The 18563-nt window shown below is 59.0% G+C and carries 19 protein-coding genes, 1 tRNA gene and 2 pseudogenes; 15 read left to right on the forward strand and 7 right to left on the reverse strand.

What is annotated here, in order from left to right:
• Positions 1-9 precede the first annotated feature (9 nt).
• Positions 10-2154, forward strand: a complete 2145-nt coding sequence (locus BLP82_RS13695) for a 3-hydroxyacyl-CoA dehydrogenase NAD-binding domain-containing protein (protein WP_092168586.1) — start codon at positions 10-12, stop codon at positions 2152-2154.
• Positions 2155-2243: 89 nt separating this feature from the next.
• Entirely contained in the window at positions 2244-2978 is a 735-nt protein-coding gene (locus BLP82_RS13700; RefSeq protein WP_092168589.1) for an amidotransferase, read from the forward strand.
• A 174-nt stretch (positions 2979-3152) separates the two neighbouring features.
• On the opposite strand, the gene BLP82_RS13705 is transcribed toward BLP82_RS13700, so the two are convergent.
• From BLP82_RS13705 to BLP82_RS13715, 3 genes are all read right to left on the reverse strand, one after another.
• The gene (locus BLP82_RS13705) at positions 3153-4124 is read right to left on the reverse strand and encodes a magnesium and cobalt transport protein CorA (protein WP_060741271.1); all 972 of its coding nucleotides are present in this window, start codon (positions 4122-4124) and stop codon (positions 3153-3155) included.
• A 133-nt stretch (positions 4125-4257) separates the two neighbouring features.
• A complete protein-coding gene (locus BLP82_RS13710; protein WP_092168593.1) occupies positions 4258-4980 on the reverse strand; it encodes a 1-acylglycerol-3-phosphate O-acyltransferase in 723 nt (240 codons plus the stop codon).
• A gap of 326 nt (positions 4981-5306) precedes the next feature.
• Entirely contained in the window at positions 5307-5996 is a 690-nt protein-coding gene (locus BLP82_RS13715; protein ID WP_092168596.1) for a crotonase/enoyl-CoA hydratase family protein, read from the reverse strand.
• 308 nt (positions 5997-6304) lie between these two features.
• Here BLP82_RS13715 and BLP82_RS13720 point away from each other — a divergent pair.
• Positions 6305-6394, forward strand: a tRNA-Ser gene (locus tag BLP82_RS13720).
• A 220-nt stretch (positions 6395-6614) separates the two neighbouring features.
• Complete coding sequence (locus BLP82_RS13725; protein WP_092168753.1) at positions 6615-7100, forward strand: nuclear transport factor 2 family protein; 486 nt, start codon at positions 6615-6617, stop codon at positions 7098-7100.
• Between the two features lie 3 nt (positions 7101-7103).
• On the opposite strand, the gene BLP82_RS13730 is transcribed toward BLP82_RS13725, so the two are convergent.
• On the reverse strand, positions 7104-7919 hold the full coding sequence (locus BLP82_RS13730) for a DUF1206 domain-containing protein (protein WP_092168599.1): 816 nt from the start codon (positions 7917-7919) through the stop codon (positions 7104-7106).
• Between the two features lie 186 nt (positions 7920-8105).
• On the opposite strand from BLP82_RS13730, the pseudogene BLP82_RS13735 reads away from it, so the two are divergent.
• The 5 genes and pseudogenes from BLP82_RS13735 to BLP82_RS13755 form a co-directional block, all read left to right on the forward strand.
• Positions 8106-8672: pseudogene (locus tag BLP82_RS13735) on the forward strand (NAD(P)-dependent oxidoreductase); the annotation flags it as partial.
• Between the two features lie 253 nt (positions 8673-8925).
• Complete coding sequence (locus BLP82_RS13740) at positions 8926-9258, forward strand: type II toxin-antitoxin system HigB family toxin (RefSeq protein WP_092168602.1); 333 nt, start codon at positions 8926-8928, stop codon at positions 9256-9258.
• Positions 9255-9893 carry a helix-turn-helix domain-containing protein gene (locus tag BLP82_RS13745; RefSeq protein WP_092168605.1) on the forward strand — a complete coding sequence of 213 codons (639 nt, stop codon included), beginning with the start codon at positions 9255-9257 and terminating at the stop codon, positions 9891-9893. The genes BLP82_RS13740 and BLP82_RS13745 overlap by 4 nt, the downstream gene beginning before the upstream one ends.
• 69 nt (positions 9894-9962) lie before the next feature.
• Complete coding sequence (locus tag BLP82_RS13750) at positions 9963-10733, forward strand: class I SAM-dependent methyltransferase (protein WP_092168608.1); 771 nt, start codon at positions 9963-9965, stop codon at positions 10731-10733.
• Between the two features lie 62 nt (positions 10734-10795).
• On the forward strand, positions 10796-11356 hold the full coding sequence (locus BLP82_RS13755) for a GNAT family N-acetyltransferase (RefSeq protein ID WP_092168611.1): 561 nt from the start codon (positions 10796-10798) through the stop codon (positions 11354-11356).
• A 34-nt stretch (positions 11357-11390) separates the two neighbouring features.
• Here the strand turns inward: BLP82_RS13755 and BLP82_RS13760 are convergent, their stop codons facing one another.
• Positions 11391-12446 carry a S1C family serine protease gene (locus BLP82_RS13760; RefSeq protein WP_092168614.1) on the reverse strand — a complete coding sequence of 352 codons (1056 nt, stop codon included), beginning with the start codon at positions 12444-12446 and terminating at the stop codon, positions 11391-11393.
• Between the two features lie 269 nt (positions 12447-12715).
• Between BLP82_RS13760 and BLP82_RS13765 the strand changes: the two genes are divergently transcribed.
• From BLP82_RS13765 to dapF, 4 genes and pseudogenes are all read left to right on the forward strand, one after another.
• A complete protein-coding gene (locus BLP82_RS13765) occupies positions 12716-13876 on the forward strand; it encodes a PDZ domain-containing protein (RefSeq protein WP_092168617.1) in 1161 nt (386 codons plus the stop codon).
• A 245-nt stretch (positions 13877-14121) separates the two neighbouring features.
• A pseudogene (locus BLP82_RS13770) lies at positions 14122-14352 on the forward strand (transcriptional regulator); the annotation flags it as partial.
• A 14-nt stretch (positions 14353-14366) separates the two neighbouring features.
• Complete coding sequence (locus BLP82_RS13775) at positions 14367-14732, forward strand: VOC family protein (protein ID WP_092168620.1); 366 nt, start codon at positions 14367-14369, stop codon at positions 14730-14732.
• Entirely contained in the window at positions 14723-15526 is an 804-nt protein-coding gene (dapF, locus tag BLP82_RS13780; RefSeq protein ID WP_092168623.1) for a diaminopimelate epimerase, read from the forward strand. The genes BLP82_RS13775 and dapF overlap by 10 nt, the downstream gene beginning before the upstream one ends.
• Before the next feature lie 133 nt (positions 15527-15659).
• Here dapF and BLP82_RS13785 read toward each other — a convergent pair whose 3' ends face one another.
• The gene (locus BLP82_RS13785) at positions 15660-16220 is read right to left on the reverse strand and encodes a nucleotidyltransferase family protein (protein ID WP_092168626.1); all 561 of its coding nucleotides are present in this window, start codon (positions 16218-16220) and stop codon (positions 15660-15662) included.
• A gap of 74 nt (positions 16221-16294) precedes the next feature.
• Here BLP82_RS13785 and BLP82_RS13790 point away from each other — a divergent pair, with 74 nt between their 5' ends.
• On the forward strand, positions 16295-17110 hold the full coding sequence (locus BLP82_RS13790) for a suppressor of fused domain protein (RefSeq protein WP_092168629.1): 816 nt from the start codon (positions 16295-16297) through the stop codon (positions 17108-17110).
• Between the two features lie 100 nt (positions 17111-17210).
• Positions 17211-17834, forward strand: a complete 624-nt coding sequence (locus BLP82_RS13795) for an SMI1/KNR4 family protein (protein WP_092168633.1) — start codon at positions 17211-17213, stop codon at positions 17832-17834.
• A gap of 47 nt (positions 17835-17881) precedes the next feature.
• Here BLP82_RS13795 and BLP82_RS13800 read toward each other — a convergent pair whose 3' ends face one another.
• Positions 17882-18556 carry an HD domain-containing protein gene (locus BLP82_RS13800; RefSeq protein ID WP_092168636.1) on the reverse strand — a complete coding sequence of 225 codons (675 nt, stop codon included), beginning with the start codon at positions 18554-18556 and terminating at the stop codon, positions 17882-17884.
• Positions 18557-18563 lie beyond the last annotated feature (7 nt).

Genomic DNA, 18563 nt, shown 5'->3' on the forward strand with positions numbered 1-18563 from the left:
ACATTTTTCATGACCGCTGCCATCCGTTACGAAACCGGCCAGGACCGGATCGTCGTCCTGACCCTGGACATGCCGGGCCAGAGCGCCAACACCATGAATGCGCGCTACCGCGAAGCCATGGCCGCTTGCGTCACCCGTTTGAAGGCTGAAAAGGACGCGATTGCCGGTGTGATCATCACCTCGGCCAAGCACACCTTCTTCGCCGGTGGTGATCTCAATGAACTGGTCAAGGTCGGCAAGCCCGAGGCCAAGGCGTTCTACGACATGGTGCTGCTGCTTAAAGCGCAACTGCGAGCCTTGGAGACCCTGGGCAAGCCCGTGGTGGCGGCCATCAATGGCGCGGCCCTCGGCGGTGGTTGGGAGATCTGTCTGGCTTGTCATCATCGCGTGGCGCTGGAGCAGCCATCGGTGCAGCTCGGCTTGCCGGAGGTCACTCTCGGGCTGCTGCCGGGGGGCGGTGGGGTGGTGCGGATGGTGCGCCTGCTCGGTTTGGAAAAGGCCCTGCCGTATCTGCTCGAAGGTAAGAAGGTCAGTGCACAACAAGCGCTGCAGGCAGGATTGATCGATGAGCTGGCCAAGGATCGTGAGGAACTGCTGACCAAGTCCCGGGCCTGGATTCTGGCCAACCCCAGCGTCGTGCAACCCTGGGATGCAAAGGGCTATCGGCTTCCGGGCGGCACGCCGTCCGACCCGAAAGTCGCGCAAATGCTGGCGATCGCCCCCTCGATCCTGCGCAACAAGACCCAGGGCTGCCTGCCGGCACCGGAGAAAATCCTCTGCGCGGCGGTGGAGGGGGCCCAAGTGGATTTCGATACCGCGCACCTGATCGAAACCCGCTACTTCACCGAACTGACCACCGGCCAAGTGGCGAAGAACCTGATCGGCACCCTCTGGTTCCAACTCAACGAGATCAAGGCCGGTGGTTCTCGCCCACAGGGTTTTGCGCCTTATCTGACGAAAAAAGTCGGCGTGCTCGGCGCGGGCATGATGGGGGCGGGTATCGCCTATGTCAGCGCCGTGGCCGGCATCGCGGTGGTACTCAAGGATGTCGATCTGGCGGCGGCCGAGAAGGGCAAGGCCCGTTCGGCGGCGTTGCTGGATAAAAAGGTCGTCCGTGGCCAACTCACGGCTGAGCAGCGCGACGCCACGCTGGCGCGGATTCAAGCCAGCGACAGCAATGCTGACCTGGCCGGTTGCGACTTGATCATCGAAGCGGTGTTTGAAGATCGCGCCCTCAAAGCCAGCGTGTCGGCTGCGGCCCAGGCGGTGGCGGGCGACGATGCGGTGATCGCCTCCAACACCTCGACCTTGCCCATCACCGGCCTGGCCATGGCCGTTCCGGACCCGACGAAGTTCATCGGCCTGCACTTCTTCAGCCCGGTGGAAAAAATGCCCCTGGTGGAGATCATCAAGGGCGCGCGCACCAGTGACGCCACCCTGGCTCGGGGTTTCGATTTTGTCCTGCAGATCAACAAGACGCCGATTGTGGTCAACGATAGTCGCGGTTTCTTCACGTCGCGGGTGTTCGGTACCTTTACCAAGGAGGGCATCGCCATGCTCGGCGAGGGCGTGAGTGCACCGATGATCGAGACCGAAGCGCGCAAGGCCGGGATGCCGGTCGGGCCCCTGGCGATCTCTGACGAAGTTTCCCTCAGCCTGATGAGCCATATCCGCGCGCAAACCGCCAAGGACCTGCGCGCAGAAGGGAAAACGCCGATTGAGCACCCGGCATTCGCCGTGATTGACTTGCTGCTCAACGAATACAAGCGGCCGGGAAAGGCCGCCGGCGCCGGTTTTTATGAATACCCGGCCAACGGGCAAAAGCACCTGTGGCCGCAGCTGAAGAGTCGCTTCGAGCAAGCCGATGGGCAGATTTCGCCCCAGGATATCCGTGATCGCCTGCTGTTCATCCAGGCCTTGGAGACTGTGCGTTGCGTGGAGGAGGGGGTGTTAACTTCCACGGCCGACGCCAACATCGGCTCGATCTTTGGCATTGGTTTCGCGGCCTGGACCGGCGGTGCGTTGCAGTTCATCAACCAATACGGCCTGCAGGACTTTGTCGGTCGCGCCCAGTATCTGGCCGAGCAATACGGCGAGCGCTTCTCACCGCCGGCCTTGTTGTTGGAGAAAGCCGCCCGGCACGAACTGTTCTGACAGACCAGGGAAGGGGCTTGCCTTGGAACCATGTTTCAGGGCAGGCTCTGGGGTGTGCAATATTCCCATCATCGTGTCAGGTATTTTTTATGTCGCTACGCATCTGCATTCTGGAAACCGATATCCTGCGTCCGGAACTGGTCGACCAATATCAGGGTTACGGGCAGATGTTCCAGCGCCTGTTTTCACAGCAGCCCATCGCGGCCGAATTCATCGTGTACAACGTGATGGAGGGGCATTACCCCAGCGATGACGAGGTGTTCGACGCTTATCTGGTGACTGGCAGCAAGGCTGACTCCTTCGGCACCGACCCTTGGATTCAAACCCTCAAGACCTACCTGCTGGAGCGCTACCAGCGGGGCGATAAATTGCTCGGTGTGTGCTTTGGCCATCAGCTCTTGGCGTTGTTGCTGGGCGGCAAGACCGAACGCGCCACCCAAGGCTGGGGTGTCGGCACCCATCGCTACAAACTCGCCGCCAAGGCGCCGTGGATGAGCCCGGTGATGGAAGAGCTGACCTTGCTGATCAGCCATCAGGACCAGGTCACCGAACTTCCCGAAAGCGCGACCGTCATCGCCTCCAGCGATTTCTGCCCGTTCGCCGCCTACCATATCAACGACCAGGTACTGTGCTTCCAGGGCCACCCGGAGTTCATTCACGATTATTCCCGGGCCTTGCTGGAGATTCGTCAGCAACACCTCGGCGAGCAGATCTACAGCCAGGGCTTGGCGAGCCTGGCCCACGAGCATCACGGCACCACGGTGGCGGAGTGGATGATGCGTTTCGTTGCACACAAGCCGCAGGCCGAAACCACCCAAGGCTAACGATCACCCCTCTCCAATGTGGGAGCGAGCCTGCTCGCGATAGCGGTGGATCAGTTTGGCGTTGATGTCGGATGTGCCGCTGTCATCGCGAGCAAGCTCGCTCCCACAGGGGATGAGCGGTGGCAAGCGAGCCTGCTCGCGATGCAGGCCGCGCAGTTCCCCAGGAGAGCGGGCCTACAACCATCCCGACCGCTTGAAACTCGCCCACAAAGCCGTACATCCCACCCCGATGAATCCGAGTACCAGAAAGTAGCCGTAGTGCCAGGTCAACTCCGGCATGTTCTCGAAGTTCATCCCATAGATCCCGGCCACCGCGGTGGGGAATGCCAGAATCGCCGCCCACGCTGCAAATTTTCGCTGCACCACGCTCTGGCGTGAGGCTTCCAGCAGCACCCCGATTTCAATGGTCTGGCTGGCGATGTCCGCCAAGGTGGCCAAGTCTTCCATTTGCCGCGTGACGTGGATCTGCACGTCGCGGAAATACGGTCCCATGTTCTTGTCGATAAAGGGGAAGTCCAGCCGCTGCAGCTCCTCGCTGATCTCTACCATGGGCGCTGCGTAACGACGCAGGCGCAATACATCGCGGCGCAAGCTGTGCAGGTTCTGGATGTCTCGCTCATTCAGGGCGCTGCACAGCACGTTGCGCTCCAGCTCATCGATCTCGGCGTGAATGGCTTCACCCACCGGTTGGTAGTTTTCGATCACGAAATCGAGGATGGCGTAGAGCACGAAATCTTCGCCGTGCTCCAGCAGGATAGGACGAGCCTCACAGCGCTGTCGGACGTGGGCGTAGGAGGCTGAATGACCGTTGCGAGCGGTGATGATGTAGCCCTTGCCGGCAAAGATATGGGTTTCGATGAACTGCAGCTTGCCGTCCTTGCGTATCGGCGAATACGTGACGATAAACAGCGCATCGCCAAAGGTCTCCAACTTGGGCCGGCTGTGTTTCTCCATGGCGTCTTCGATGGCCAATTCGTGCAGGTTGAATTGACGCTGCAGGTTGGTCAGCTCCAGGGCACTGGGCTCTTCGAGACCGATCCATACAAAATGACCAGGCTTGGCAGCCCAGGCGCTGCCTTCGTCGAGGGTTATGTTGGTGATTTTCTTACCGGCGCTGTAAACCGCAGCAGCAACGACTCTACCCATAATGGTGGTTCACTTCTTATTGGAAATGGCAGTGGCAGGCAGTGTTCAGCTTAACGCGCCCTGTAGCATGAGAGTCAGCAAAATCTGCGGAGTTCGGCGGCAAAAGAAAACCCGCCGAGGGGCGGGTTTTCCATTACGCGGCTTGTAACTGCTGGTCCATTGTCGCGATGCATTCGCGCATCTGCTCACGGCATTGGGCGATGAGCCGGGGCATGTCATCCATGCTCAATCCGGCCGTCGGAATCGCCGGCAACGAGCGTATGAGGATGTCACCGCTGCGCCAGCGATTGAGGCGCATGTGCTTGATGTAGCTGCTGACGCACACCGGAATAATCGGGACTCCGGCGGCGATTGCCATCTGGAATGCGCCTTTCTTGAAAGGCAGCAGATCCTCGCCCAGATTGCGCGAGCCTTCCGGAAAAACCCAGATCGAGGTGTCCTCGTGCTGCAACGTATGGGTGGTGGTCAGCATTGACCGTCGTGCCTTGATCGCGTTGCCACGGTCGATCAACACATTGCCCGCCAGCCAGAACAACTGCCCGAACAGCGGCACCCATTTCAGGCTCTTCTTGCCGATGCACACGGTGCGGCGCGGCACCACGTTGCCGAACATGAACAAGTCATAGTTGGATTGATGGTTGGCGATGATCACGCAGCCGTTGGGTTTGTCCACTAGCGTGTCGACCTGCGTCCGGACCCGCAGGCGCAAGATGCACATGGCCGGCAATGCGTACAGCCTTGCGCATAAACGGCTGTTGTCCGGATTGAACGGTCTGCACAGGCCCAGAATCACCCCGAGCACACCCGCCAGGACAAAGTGCAGGCCCATCAACAACATACGCAATACAAACAGCATCTACAGGCCCCATCGGGACAAAAGGTGGCGCAGTGTACGGATGTGCACTGTTTTCGGCAATTGCCCCTATAGAGGTCGGAAATGGACGATGTTTAAGCGCATGTTTCCACATTGCGTGAGGGAAGCGGCCTAGAGCGGTTGTGGACTTTTAAACGGCGCGCGTAGGAAAAAGCCCCGCTCTAGGGGAGGGGGCATCTGTGGCGAGGGAGCTGCTCCCGTAGGAGCTGACGAGCGGAGCGAGGCTGCGATCTTTTGATCTTTCGCTCCGGACTCAATTGGTAATGGAAAGATCGCAGCCTCGCCCCGCTCGACAGCTCCTACAAGCGTCAGCCCATATGTTCCTGATCCAGCAAAATCGCAGTGTCCAGTGTCTCCAGCAGGGCCTTGCGAACTTTCAGCTTGGTGTTCTTGTGGGCGGACATGTTGATTTTCTTCAACTGACGCGCTGCTTCCAGAGCTGCGCCTTGCAGTTCCTCGGCCGACACCACCTTGTCGAGGAAGCCCGCATCCACAGCGCTCTGGGGATTGAACATCTCGGCATTGATCACCGAACGGTGAAACGCCGACTTGCGCAGGCGATCACGAGCCAACTCGATACCGGCGTGGTGCATCGTCATGCCGATCTGTACTTCGTTCAGGCCAATGCTGAACGGCCCTTCCACACCAATGCGGTAATCTGCCGACAACAGCAGGAACGCACCTTTAGCCACCGCATGCCCCGGGCAAGCGACAACGACAGGGAAGGGGTGCGACAACAGGCGACGGGCCAGCGTCGAGCCGGCCGTGACCAAGCTGACTGCTTCCTTGGGACCGGCGGTCATTACCTTCAGATCGTAGCCACCCGACAGAATCCCCGGCTGCCCGGTAATGATCACCACCGCCCGATCCGCCGTCGCCTGGTCCAGCGCAGCGTTGAACGCGGCAATCACAGCCGGCGAGATGGCGTTGACCTTGCCGTTGTTCAAGGTCAGGGTCGCGATACCGTCTTCGAGATGGTAGGCAATCAAGTCGCTCATGACGCTATTCCTTGTAATAGAAGTGTCGCAGACGTTACCCACCGCCGCAGGCCAGGTAAAGCACCGTGACTGACTCACCGGTCAGCCCCAAGCCCCGTAAACAGCCTGGCCCGCCCATCCCGCCAAGCCTTCATCTATAGAGCATTGCCTATACAGCCCCGAAGATTGGCCGGTTTGCCCTGCCCCGACGGGTTTTGAATGCCCAGCCAAGCTTAACCGCATGAAAATTCTGAAAAAAACCTTTGCCATCGGAAAAGCTTTCGACTACATTAGCGCGCCTCGACAGACTGAACAGTTTGCCGAGATACGGTGAAGTGTCCGAGTGGCTTAAGGAGCACGCCTGGAAAGTGTGTATACAGGAAACTGTATCGAGAGTTCGAATCTCTCCTTCACCGCCACATTCGATATACACAAAACCCCTGGTTTCCCAAGAAACCAGGGGTTTTGTGGTTTCTGCTGTCTGCAAAAACAGCGATATCGACAATATCCGCCCAGTCCCTTCACCAAACAGCATCAGGCAAATCTGCAACAGCATCGAGCAACAGCCGCCAAGCGCATGCCGTTAAGGTTCCCCTTCATCGATTGCATTGTTGGAGAAAAAACATCATGACTACGCGGATGAGTTTGGCTTTGAGCCTTCAGGCTGTTGCTTTGTCCTGGATCGTTTCATCGAGCCCCGCCTGGGCATCGGAAACAGCGACTCATGCCAATACGGACCTGGTGCGCCAAGCGTTCATGAACTGGCAGCAGGGCAAAGGCACGGTATTCGATTTGCTGGCGCCCGGTGCCATATGGACAGTCAGCGGATCGAGCCCGGTTTCAGGCGTGTATAACAGCAAGGCCGATTTAATGGAGCAAGCCGTAAGGCCGATCAGTGCCCGGCTGGCGACGCCCATTTCTCCTACTGTCCAAAGCATTATCGCCGAGGGCGATGTCGTTGTGGTGCTGTGGAACGGTGAGGCAACGGCCCTGGATCGCAAGCCTTACCGCAACACCTACTTATGGCATATGACATTCAAGGACGGCCAGGTCACCGAGGTACAGGCCTTTCTGGACACCTACGCGTTGAACGACCTTATGCATCGCATAAAACCTGGGCAGTAAGCGCTACGTTTGCGAAACGCCGGGCACATCCATATTGATCTTGCGCCAGGCCGCTTCGGCAAAGCTGTAGACCGAAAAAGCGATCAGACCCAGTGCCATCGCCATCAAGAGCACACCGCCAGCCGGCAGGTTCTGCAGCGCGTCGAGGGCGTCTTTCATGCCGGGTGGGTCCATGGCCTTGTAGGTCGAGCCGCTGATGATCAGCAGCAGGGCGATTTCAATGAAGACGACCCCGCGGGCGATCAGACCGAAGCGCGATACCGGGCGCACATAGCGCATGACGTCTTCGTCTGCTTCAAAGTACTTCTCGAACGTCGCCTTCCACCCCTTGATGATGTGAGCGATGCCCACCCCGAAGGGCACCAGGGCGATGAGGTAGATCAGCAGGTTCGAATGGTCCCAGGACAGCAGGCGTGCCAGCAGGTCCTGGGTCTGTCCGCCACCGGAGCCGCCGGAGCTTTTCAGCCCGCTGACGAGCAGGCTCAACGCGAAGAATGCGAGCGCGCCGTTGATGAGCCCGCCCGTCAGCAAGCCTGCGCGGATCACCAGGCCCTCGAGTGCCTTGCCGTGATGATCGACGTCGCGAGTGGCCTGCAACACGCGCCATCCGGCGAAGGCGAGCAGGCCCATCACCACCAGACCCACCAGGGCGTGGCCGAAAGGTTGGCTCAATAGCGTTTCCAGGCTGCTGTGGCTGTCTTTCGGGTTGCTTGAGTCGCGAGCCGCCAGCAGGGCGAAGATGCCCATGATCAGGTAAATAACGCCTCGAGCGGCGTAGCCACCTCGTGCCAGGAAAACGAGGCTTTGGTGTGGAGACATAGGAGCAGATTCCAAAGAGGTCATACAGGAGCAGACCCCTGGCATGGCGAGTGGGTTCGATCAGTGTGATAGCGGTAGCGGCGGTGTGGATCCTGCGCTGATTTTTAGAGTGGCAGTGAATCAGTGGCGAGGGAGCTCGCTCCCGCTTGAGTGCGAAGCACTCATAGGAAGGCGACACAGATAACCTGGCCCCAAAGCCCGACGCCACTGGCTCCGTTGTCATCGGCCCGGCAGGTGTCCGGCATGCGCATCGGCATCGTCGGCATGGGCCGGGTCGGTCGCGCCGTGGCAACCCGCGCCGCCGCGTTCGGTTGTCCGATCAGCTATACCGATCTGCAACCGATGAGGGACGTGAACCACACCTTCATTGCCGACCTCAAGCAACTGGCTCGCGACAGCGACGCCTTGATCCTCGCGGCGGCCGCCGACAAGGCTGAAGCCATCATCGATGCCGAGGTGTTGCGCGCCTTGGGCCAGGGCGGTTACCTGATCAACGTGGCCCGCGGCAAACGGGTCAACGAGCCCGACCTGGTGGCGGCGCTGACCGCCGGGGAAATCGCCGGTGCGGCGCTGGATGTGTTTGTCGATGAGCCGCACGTGCCCGAGGCGTTGTTTGGCAATGAGCAGGTGGTGCTGCAACCGCACCGGGCGAGTGCGACGTTGCAGACCCGCACGCGGATGGGGGAGATGGTGGTGGCGAGTCTGGTGGACAGTTTTGCCGGGAAGGTGCCGCAGGGGTGTGTGACGGGGTGAGATGTGGAGCTTAAGGCGGTTGCGAGACGATCAAATTGATGAACTTGCTGTGTTGAGGCGCAGGTAAGGTCTCAGATGGTGTGATGGTCTGGGTTCATGCTTTTGTCTCGGAATGTGTAGGTGATTCCCCATTTAGCCCACGGCTGCCGCTTAAGTCGCCTACTTGCCATGGTGTGAGTCCCGCTGCTGCCAACACATCGAAGTTGTGAAAAAACACAACCAGAGTACCATGGGCTCAAAGACAAGGAAGCCTATGGATATACTCACGCCATCACGTTTTGACGACGCTGCAATTTTGTATCCGAACGACAAGGCTGGACTTGATCGTTGCCTGCGCATTTTGAGGATGGCTCGCCCCAAGGCGTTCGCGGACCTGCAAAAGCTTTTCGGTACGCACGGTGTCGATTTGTTCAAGCCCAGAGCCGCAATGAATTGGGTTGTGATCGAGGTAGGCGGAAATAATCTCAGGGTGATAGGGGGTGTCAACTACACCCGGCAGAAGTTCTACGTCAAACACATCTACACGCATGCTGATTACGACGTGGCCAACGCCTGGTATGCAAGGAACAAAGGGGTAAAACGATGAGCGCAGACCGGAACGATTGCCAGACCGTGATCGCAACGCTTGGTGACCTGCATGCGGTGCTGGAGCGCTTGCGCGGCGAGTTTGTGCATGGCATCGAGACCCCCGCCGACTATGAGCGTGCGACCGACTTGCTCGATGAACTCACCGACGGGCGTGAGCTGAGCAAGACCGAGGAGAAAATTCTCATTGAACTCGAGGATGAAATCCTGGCCTACCAGCGCGACTCCGACCAGTTTCGCGAATCGAATGCCGCTTTTGAGGCGACATGCACCCCTGTGCAACTGATCAGGGATTTGATGGAGACGCTCGGGCTCACCGGTTCAGATCTTCCTGAAATCGGTGATAAAACAGCGGTGTCCAAGGTGCTCAGTGGGAATCGGCCCATCAGCCACAAGATGGCGTACGCACTGGCAGAACGCTTTGCGATGGAGCCGAGTGCTTTCTTGCCGCCAGCCCCGGCAAAGGCTACGCCTATCCAAACCGTTCGTCCTCCCGCCAAGAAAACCTCAGCTCATTTCCGCTTTCGTAGCGACCCTTTGACCGCACATTCGGTTAAAGAGGTGCGTACCGGTGCATACAAAGTGGTGGTTTCGAAAGGCCGCAGAAAGACAGTTGAAGATCCGGAAAACGGCTAGGCAATCATTCTCCTCTTCCATCCAGGGGCAGCCCAGCTAATGTAACATTCACAATGAGGGTCGTTGCTCATGGCAAACATTCAGAAGGCCGCCCAGATTGGATACTCATCGCAAGCCCACACTTATGCCAAGGGGCGCCCGAACTACCCGAGTGAACTCAGTGCCTGGCTTAAACAAGAATTGGATCTTCTTCCGGGATCGGCAGTTATCGATCTAGGGGCCGGTACAGGAAAATTCACTCGATTGTTGAAGTCCATGGCGCTCGATGTCATTGCAGTCGAACCGGTTGAGGCCATGCGTGCCGAGTTTGCCCAAAGCCTGCCGGACGTCAGGATTGTGGAGGGGACGGCAGAAAGTATCCCGTTCGAATCTGGAATGGCACAAGCAGTGGTGTGTGCTCAGGCCTTCCACTGGTTTGCAAATGAAAAAGCACTTGCCGAGATTTACCGAGTGCTCAGGGCGAATGGCCGATTGGGCCTGATCTGGAACGTACGTGATGAGTCGGTGGACTGGGTGGCTGCTATCACTGATATCATCACTCCATACGAAGGCGATACCCCGCGTTTTCATACCGGATCGTGGCGGTTACCCTTCACAGGAAACTACTTTTCGACTCCTGAACTGACCTGCTTTCGATACACACATTCCGGAAGCGCCAGGGAAGTCATCATGGACCGGTTCCTGTCGGTGAGTTTCATCGCCGCCTTGCCTGCCGCCGAAAAGGCCACGGTGAGTGATCAGTTGCAGCATCTTATCGACACGCATCCCTCCTTGAGGGGGCGTGAAACTATTGATTTCCCTTATCAAACCCAAGCCTATCTGTGTCGCCGTCTGGATTGAGGACAGCGATGGAGTGGGTTGTTTTTCAAGGACACCATGATGTTTGAATAAGGACTTTCATGATGCAAACCATCCCCACATTCCAAACCCGCCGCCTCATCCTCACACCCCTTGAGCTGACGGACGCACCGGCGATTCAACAGTTGTTCCCACACTGGGAAGTGGTCCGTTACCTGGACAGTCGCGTGCCTTGGCCCTACCCCGATGACGGCGCGCTGACGTACGTGCGCGACCATGCGCTCCCCGCTGTCGCCGCCGGATGCGAGTGGCACTGGATGATCCGGATTGCCGACGATCCGCCACAACGCATCGGCAGCATCAGCCTGTACGACCAGCCTGGCAACAACCGAGGTTTCTGGCTGGCGCCGCAATGGCAGGGAAAGGGCTACATGCGCGAAGCGTGCGAGACGATCAACGCCCATTGGTTTGAAACCCTGGGACGCCCGGTCATGCAAGTGCCCAAGGCGGTGGGCAACCTGGCTTCGCGCAGGGTTTCGGAGCGCGAAGGCATGCGCATGATCGGGACTCAGCAGGGGGACTTTGTCTGTGGACGTCTGCTTAAAGAGGTCTGGGAGATGACGCGTGAGGCGTGGTTTAAAGCGAAAGCTTTATCGAACACCTGATTCCCGCGCCGCCCAGAGCAATCCATCGAGCGCGTTATTGACCCGCCAAAGGACGCCACGCGGTGGTCTGCAGATAAGGCCACTGTTTGAGCAGCAGACCGCGCGTTGTTTCTACGCCCTGCAAGGTTTCAGTGCAATTGACCATCGCGGTAAAGCTGCGAGTGGTCAGCATGAAACTCTCCGACCCTAGCGCCTGGCACTGCTCGCTGGCGCCGATGGGTTGGCAGAACATCGGTTGCATTTTCACGTCGTAGCCTTGGGCCCGAGTGAATGCCTGGAACTCCGGCATGGCAAGACGAGCCGGTGTGCCGCTCAGTGCCGGGCCTTGCCAGACGGGGGTGATAAGGCCCCTTGATGGATAGTCGCTCAGCCCCTGGACTTGCCTGGCCTCGAACAGGGCAAAGCAGAACGAAGTATTTGTCGCGTTATTGCTCGCTGACGATGCAACGGGGGCGGCCAAGGGGAGGCTCGGCGTCGGCGCGACGACTGCCGCAGGCGCAGGTGCTACCGAGGGCGTCATGCCCGATGAGTCGCCTACTTCCACCAGCACATCGATGGGAGCCCGATAACGCCACACCTTCAGCGGCGCCGCGAAACCAGGTCGAATACGGCTGGCGACAGCGGTCAGCTCGGCCGGGCTATTGACCGAAGTCCCGGCAATTTGCAAAACGATATCGCCGGCCAACATGCCTGCCTTTTCAGCGCCACTTCCTGGTACGGGTCCCAAGACCAAGACGCCACTGACAGCGGCTAAGCCGAATTGCCGAGCCACCGTCGGTGTAACAGGGGTGATGTGCAGGCCCAAGGTTCCCGACTGATTGGACGCGGGGGCGGGCATTGCCGCTGGCGTCACGGATGTCGGAGCCACCATAGCCGCGTTGGGCACAGGGGCGCTGCCGGCTGAACAGTCGCGTTGTGTGGCGACCTGTTGGATCACGAGGTTAACGGGGTCGGCGGCCATGTTGGGGTATTGTTCCCAACCCCGTTTGGTTGCCAGGAACGTTTCACAATCCATGGCGTAGTAGGTCGCCGGGTCTCTGACCTTGCGCAGGTATTCCGCTGTTTCGGCTCGCTCGGCGGCGCTGTACATGGGGTTGACGCAAGACGCCAGGAGCGGGGAGAGCACCAGTATTGCAGCAAGGCATTTTGTCGACATGGGCTTCTCTGGGGTCGTGGCGTTCAGGCGGGTCCAGGCAAGGTACTATTTGGCCATCATCCTGTCCAACCTCAAACCAAGCACTTCGTTGCCGTGATGATTGAGACGGGCGGCATCCGGGCGAACATGCATTCGATATACAACTTAAAGGCACTTTGCCATGATGCGGCACGATCCATTCGAATCCATCACTGAGAAGCGAAATGTCTGCTCCTGCCTTCAAATCAAGCACCAGGCTCGCCGTTGTACTTTCGCTCACTGCCTTGGCTGGCTGTGCCTCTGATGGTGGTCTCGGTGAGGCGGCGGTAGTCGGTGCGATGCTGCTTCCCATGGGGGGAGTGGACACCAGCGTAATGACCAGTGCCGTAGGCCTGGCGGCCGGCGCCTATGTGGTCTCCTCGGTCGCGACAGCGGACTCTGCCAGCGTCTCTCCGGCGACCTCCACCATTGCCGCGCCCCAAGGCCTGCCGCCCATTGACCTGCAAAAACTGGTGACCCGGGAAACGCCCGACCGCTATCGCTCCAAGTCCTGTGAGTACATCGAAATGTCCCTCAGCGAAGTGCCGATGTACCAGGCGAGCGCGGAGCCGGTCATGAAGCAGGTCGCCACGGCTCGAAAAGAAGCGGCCAGCCAGGTATGGCTGGAAAAAGCTTGCCAGCCCGCCAATTTACCTCGCGGCCGGATCGGCGCCAGCATCGACACCATCGATCCGAAGCGGGCCATGGCCCTGTCAATTCCCCCGGCCGGGGTTGTGGTGCTGGCGACCGTTCCGGGGAGCGGTGCGCAACAGGCCGGGATCTTGCCTCAAGACGTGATCGTGGCGGTGGATAACGGGCTTATCGCCGATTCAATCGATTTCAGGGTGGCCGTTGCAAAAGCGCCAATTGGTTCGCGGGTGAACCTGAAGGTATGGCGCAACAACGCGTTCAGCATCGTGCCGGTTCTGGTGGGGCCTGGCGGGACTCAAGTATCGATGACGCCGACGGTGATGGCGAACGGCGTAGCTGCTGCGGTTCCGGCCGATGCACTGTATTGCACCGCCGTACTGTCCACCCAGCATACTTACGGCGCTAGCGTCAGCCCGGTCAAATTGATCCCCGGAGCCGCGAGCGACATGCAACCCTCGCTCAAAAACTACATCGCCAAGGTGAAGCAGGAACAACCTGGCGTTTGGGGGGATTTCAAACTTAACAGCGCTGTTTGTGCACCGGGTGCGGTGGTGTGCATGGCCGAGGCCAAGGGGCCGAGCGGCAAGACCCAGAACGCCTTCGAGTTCTGCCACGCGACGCAAGCCAAGGCGGATGCCGAACTGGCCCAGATGCGCCAGGGCGATCCGAAGGCGGTGCTTGTTGATTGGCCTTGAGCGGCAATCGTTTTCTGCGGTTATGATCCAGCGCTTTGAAGTGCTGGAGTGCCCTGGAGGCATGCGCATGATGGGGACGCTGTGGTGCGTTGCTTAAAGAGGTGGGTAATCGGGAGTACCTGTCACCAGAGTCAACGGATGACCAGTCGACCTTTTTCTCGAACGACGCCGTCAATCTCGGCGGGTGCGCACTGCGTCACTTGCACCAGCAGACCGGATTGAGTCAACTGGACTGCGCACTGATTACTCGGGAAGCCTTGAACAATTCCGCGCTGGCGAACGAACTGCCTCCGCTGTTGCTGACACGAGTCGACTCTCCCCAGGGGGAGCTGACGTTCATGTCAACGTTCACAACCTTCGGCATGCCGCTCGACATCACCATGAGCTCATTGCGTATCGAGCATCTGATTCCTGCCGATGCCAAGACCTGGGAGGTCATGACCAAGGCATATGAGCAAGCGCAACACTCACAATGATCAAGGAAGACCCCATGCAACCGTCACTCAATCGAATCATGCTGTATGTCCGGGACGTTCAAGCGACCTGCACTTTTTATGAGCGTCACTTCGGTTTTACCAGTGAAAGAAAAGTCGATGACCGCGTCACCGAATTGAGCCCTGCAAACGGTGGCGCGATCCTCATGGTTCACCCTGCGGGGAAGGCCGTTAAAACGGGGCAAGTCACCGTAAAGCTTGTTTTTGATCTCCAGGATGTAGAAGGTTTCAAGGCAAAGTGCCTGGCCCAGGGCCTGAAGTTTGGCGCGACGCACAGGGCAGACGGTTACTCTTTTGCCAACGCCAAAGACCCTGACGGTAATTCCATTTCTATCTCCAGCAGGGCGTTTGCATGCAACTGAGCTTTCATAAGATGCATGCCAATGGCGATGACTTCGTGATTGTCGATTCGCGAAATTCGGCCAGTGCGGTGACGAGCGCCATGGCCCAGCGGATGGGGGATCGGAACCGGGGCATAGGCTTCAACCAACTCGCGGTGTTGCTCGATTGCGACGATGCCGATGCGCGGGTGATGTTCTGGAACGCAGATGGCTCCGCACTGGATGTTTGCGGCAGCGCGACACGAGGTGCGGCGGACCTGCTCATGGGCGAAGCAAATGTGACTTCGCTGGTGCTGCGCACTAACCGTGGTTTGCTTACTTGCGAACGTACCCCCACCGGCGATATTTCCGTCGACATGGGCGTGCCGCTTTTCGGCTGGTCGGACATTCCCTTGGCGCAAGAGCTGGACACCGCCATCCTGCCACTTGCCGGTAGCCCGGCCACGTGCAGCATGGGAAATCCCCACTGCACCTATTTTGTCGATGATCTGGCTGGCGTTGATATCGCGACGATCGGAGCGGCCATCGAAATCGACCCGCTGTTCCCGCTCAAGACCAACGTTCATTTTGTCCAAATCATTGATCGCACACATATTCGGTTGCGCATCTGGGAGCGCGGGGCGGGTATTGCGCTGGGGTCGGGGTCCTGTTCCTGCGGTGCGGTTGTCAACGGGATTCGTCGTGGTTTGTTAGACAGCATCGTCGAGGTTGAATGTGATGGCGGCAGCGTGACGGTGCGATGGGATGGCCTGGGCGCGGTCTTTCTCATCGGGCCGGTGGAGGCGAGTTTTTCGGGGACGATGAGTCAAGGCTGAGTGGATAGGATGAACTCCACAGAACCAGTGCCCACCGCCAATCTCCTGCGGGAGCGAGCTTGCTCGCGAAGGCGGCAGCAAGTGACATACATAGTCTTAAAGATCCCTCGCCACAGGATTATGGCGGTTTGCTTCATTTCTCCATAATGCTGAGCCACGGCCAGCGAGCCTGATAACTTTTCGCCTTCTCATCAAACAAATCCGGCTGGGGATTTCTTGGATTCATGCGAAGGACGCCTTGCTCTACATCGTCCAGGCCATAGGGCGCATAGACCTCACCGGTTTCAACATCCAGCCCGATACACGTACCCGCGATCAAGTAACGATCAATGCCATCCTTGGCCGACTGTAACTGAGGATACGGCTTGCCAAACCGCTGGCCGTACCAAAGGTGGACGCGCGCCTGGTTCTTGATCTCGATGTTGACGTCGAGGTCCTGGAACAGACGCTGGGCGGCGCTGATCACTTCATTCTCGGCCTCCCAAGACAGGTCGGGGTCGAAGTAAAAAACGTCGTAGTCCTTCACGCCCCAGGCGGGTGGGCGCTGCGACTGATGATTCCAGACGGCTTGGAACAGGCAGCCAGCCGTGAGCATGCATTGATTCAAACCGAGTGAAGGCAAGCGCGAAGTGATTTGCCCGTTGATTGGATTGGTCATTGCTATGCTGACCAAACTTTCGACCGTCAACGTCATATTCATCCTTTTGAAATCGATCCAAGCGTAGTGACTGAGCCTACATCAATTGCAATTTTCGGATAGGAACGCCCATGAATTTCTTCAAGAAACTCTTCGGTTCATCGAAAACCCCTGAAACCCAAAACGACCAGCCCGCGCCGCAGTCCCACGAGCTTGGCGACCTGACCGAGGCTGAAGCCGCCAATCTGGCCGTCCGGGAAGCTGGCGCAGCGTGCCTGGATCGTCATTGGAGCGCTGTCGGCACGGTCGAGCGGGATGTCCTTGCCTACCTGATCAGCCCGACCTTTTCCGGCGGCCCGTACTGGCCTTCGACCCGCCAGGCCTACCGCGTGGTGCGCCGTGGCGACACGATCATTCTCGCCACTGAAGGCCTGTCCGATCCGTTCGATGATACGGAAGGAATGGGCAACGGCTTCGAAATGGAGTTGTTCGTCGAAACCGCGGATATACCCGAGCATGCTTATGGCCCGGTGGGAGAGGTCGACCCTTTCAAACGCAGCTGGGCATTCGAGCTGGTGGAACACGTCGCCAAAACGGTGGCCGACGCGGGTGGCATCACCCACCAACTCGACCAGCATGGGGCGCTATCCCTTGAACTTCCCGGGCTGAGCCAATCGCATCACATGAGCGATCAACTGCCCAAACTCTTCGTGACCGATGACGACTCCACGGGCGTTCTGCTAGGCGCCCCACTGCCGGATTTCCCTACCCAACTGGATGATATGCCCTTGTCCCCGGTCAGGTTGGTGCCGGTGGTATTGATAACCGCGGCGGAACTGGAGTATGTCCGTTCCGGTGGACGAGCGGCGCGGGAAGACCTGGTGAGCCGCTTGAAGGCGGCGGGCGTTGGGCATATGAGCAGTCTGCATCGGGCGAGTGTGGTGTGAGGCCGGAGGGCTGTCGGCCAAAAAACAACCTCAGTGAATAGTTGCTTTTTTGTAAGATCGATTGATACCGCGTCCCATCCAATATCCTTTCGAGACATCAATGACTGACTATCGTGGACTTATCCTCGAAGACACCCGTGAAGGCGCCACCGACCTTGCCATCGCGCAACTGGAAGCCAGCCTGGCTGCCCGCTTGCCGGACGACTATCGCCAGTTCCTCAAGACCTGCAACGGCGCCTACCTGGAATACGATGTGCTGGCCACGCTCGCCAATGGCGATGAGGAGTTGCTCAGCTTTTCACTGTACGGGCTGGACCCGGACAAAGAGTATGAATCCAACCCCTTCGAACTGGAGCAACTGCGGGCTCAGCCCGGCTTCCCCGCGACGGGATTGTTGCCGATCGGGCGCGACGGCGGCGCGAGTATCTTGCTGCTGGATTTGCGTGAAGGGCGCCAGGACGTGGCGGCGATGGTGGCGGGCTTACCGGCCTGGACCGGGCGCCGTCAGCAGGGCGATGAGTATGTGGTGCTGGCTGACTCTTTCAATGGTTACTTGGACGCGTTGCATCTATCGCACGAGCGGATCGAGGAGCATATCAATCACTTCATCATCAGCCCTGAAAGTATTGAGGCGACGTTGGAGTGGCTGGATAAGGGAAGTCCGGGGTGGCGGGAGCGGTATCGGGAGTTGTGGAATGCGAGGGTTGTGGATCGATTGATCTGAAGCCTGATCCGATGGCTGAAACCCGATGTCCCGAATGACGCCGGTCTTCAGTCGAGACGGTCGATGGCGCGTGCAAGATTGGCCCGTGCCTGCTGCTCGAATGCGTCGAAGTACGGTGCACTCGTATAAATGCGCCCGCGCGCCAGAAAACCTTCAAGGACCTGGCGGCGCTTTTGGCGGTACGCAGGCAGCGGTACAAATTGGTACTCGCGGCGAATTTGTTGGTCGTATTCCTCGAACCGCTCGAACGCTGCCCCAAGGATCGCCAGATCCGTGTCCACCAGCACCGCTTCGTCTGCCGACGCCGGAGCAGCGTCGTGTCGCGTCACCATCACCAGCTCGTAAAGCCTTTGGCGCGTTTCATCGCCCAGGCCGTTATCACGTGCCACATCATCCAACCATTGGGCACTGCGCAGCTCGTTGTCGCTGCGAAGAGGATCGTAGATCGCATCATGGAACCATAGCGCGAGGTCGACTTCGGCGGGGGCCGGGCAGGCCGCGTTGACGAACCGGCGCACCTGAAGGCATTCCTGCAGATGCTGGAGGGTGTGGTAAGCGCGATGCGGCTCGCCGTAGCGTCGAATGAGTGCTTCGTACGTCTCTTGGGGCGCGCATCCGACGCCAAGCTCCGCCCAGACGCGAGCCCAGGCAGCGAAACCCGTGGCATCAGCCACGTCGAGGTCGGCCGGAAACAGAGCACTCCCTTCTGGCGAGTTCGTCATAGTTTCT

This window comes from Pseudomonas sp. NFACC37-1 (assembly GCF_900101575.1).
In the GTDB taxonomy this organism is placed as follows: Bacteria; Pseudomonadota; Gammaproteobacteria; order Pseudomonadales; family Pseudomonadaceae; genus Aquipseudomonas; species Aquipseudomonas fluorescens_AA.

What these genes read in the sequence shown, in the direction of transcription:
- BLP82_RS13695 (WP_092168586.1), top strand. Translation starts at nt 10, where the DNA reads ATGACCGCTGCCATCCGTTACGAAACCGGCCAGGACCGGATCGTCGTC.
- BLP82_RS13700 (WP_092168589.1), top strand. Translation starts at nt 2,244, where the DNA reads ATGTCGCTACGCATCTGCATTCTGGAAACCGATATCCTGCGTCCGGAA.
- BLP82_RS13705 (WP_060741271.1), bottom strand. Translation starts at nt 4,124, where the DNA reads ATGGGTAGAGTCGTTGCTGCTGCGGTTTACAGCGCCGGTAAGAAAATC.
- BLP82_RS13710 (WP_092168593.1), bottom strand. Translation starts at nt 4,980, where the DNA reads ATGCTGTTTGTATTGCGTATGTTGTTGATGGGCCTGCACTTTGTCCTG.
- BLP82_RS13715 (WP_092168596.1), bottom strand. Translation starts at nt 5,996, where the DNA reads ATGAGCGACTTGATTGCCTACCATCTCGAAGACGGTATCGCGACCCTG.
- BLP82_RS13725 (WP_092168753.1), top strand. Translation starts at nt 6,615, where the DNA reads ATGAGTTTGGCTTTGAGCCTTCAGGCTGTTGCTTTGTCCTGGATCGTT.
- BLP82_RS13730 (WP_092168599.1), bottom strand. Translation starts at nt 7,919, where the DNA reads ATGTCTCCACACCAAAGCCTCGTTTTCCTGGCACGAGGTGGCTACGCC.
- BLP82_RS13740 (WP_092168602.1), top strand. Translation starts at nt 8,926, where the DNA reads ATGGATATACTCACGCCATCACGTTTTGACGACGCTGCAATTTTGTAT.
- BLP82_RS13745 (WP_092168605.1), top strand. Translation starts at nt 9,255, where the DNA reads ATGAGCGCAGACCGGAACGATTGCCAGACCGTGATCGCAACGCTTGGT.
- BLP82_RS13750 (WP_092168608.1), top strand. Translation starts at nt 9,963, where the DNA reads ATGGCAAACATTCAGAAGGCCGCCCAGATTGGATACTCATCGCAAGCC.
- BLP82_RS13755 (WP_092168611.1), top strand. Translation starts at nt 10,796, where the DNA reads ATGCAAACCATCCCCACATTCCAAACCCGCCGCCTCATCCTCACACCC.
- BLP82_RS13760 (WP_092168614.1), bottom strand. Translation starts at nt 12,446, where the DNA reads ATGTACAGCGCCGCCGAGCGAGCCGAAACAGCGGAATACCTGCGCAAG.
- BLP82_RS13765 (WP_092168617.1), top strand. Translation starts at nt 12,716, where the DNA reads ATGTCTGCTCCTGCCTTCAAATCAAGCACCAGGCTCGCCGTTGTACTT.
- BLP82_RS13775 (WP_092168620.1), top strand. Translation starts at nt 14,367, where the DNA reads ATGCAACCGTCACTCAATCGAATCATGCTGTATGTCCGGGACGTTCAA.
- dapF (WP_092168623.1), top strand. Translation starts at nt 14,723, where the DNA reads ATGCAACTGAGCTTTCATAAGATGCATGCCAATGGCGATGACTTCGTG.
- BLP82_RS13785 (WP_092168626.1), bottom strand. Translation starts at nt 16,220, where the DNA reads ATGACGTTGACGGTCGAAAGTTTGGTCAGCATAGCAATGACCAATCCA.
- BLP82_RS13790 (WP_092168629.1), top strand. Translation starts at nt 16,295, where the DNA reads ATGAATTTCTTCAAGAAACTCTTCGGTTCATCGAAAACCCCTGAAACC.
- BLP82_RS13795 (WP_092168633.1), top strand. Translation starts at nt 17,211, where the DNA reads ATGACTGACTATCGTGGACTTATCCTCGAAGACACCCGTGAAGGCGCC.
- BLP82_RS13800 (WP_092168636.1), bottom strand. Translation starts at nt 18,556, where the DNA reads ATGACGAACTCGCCAGAAGGGAGTGCTCTGTTTCCGGCCGACCTCGAC.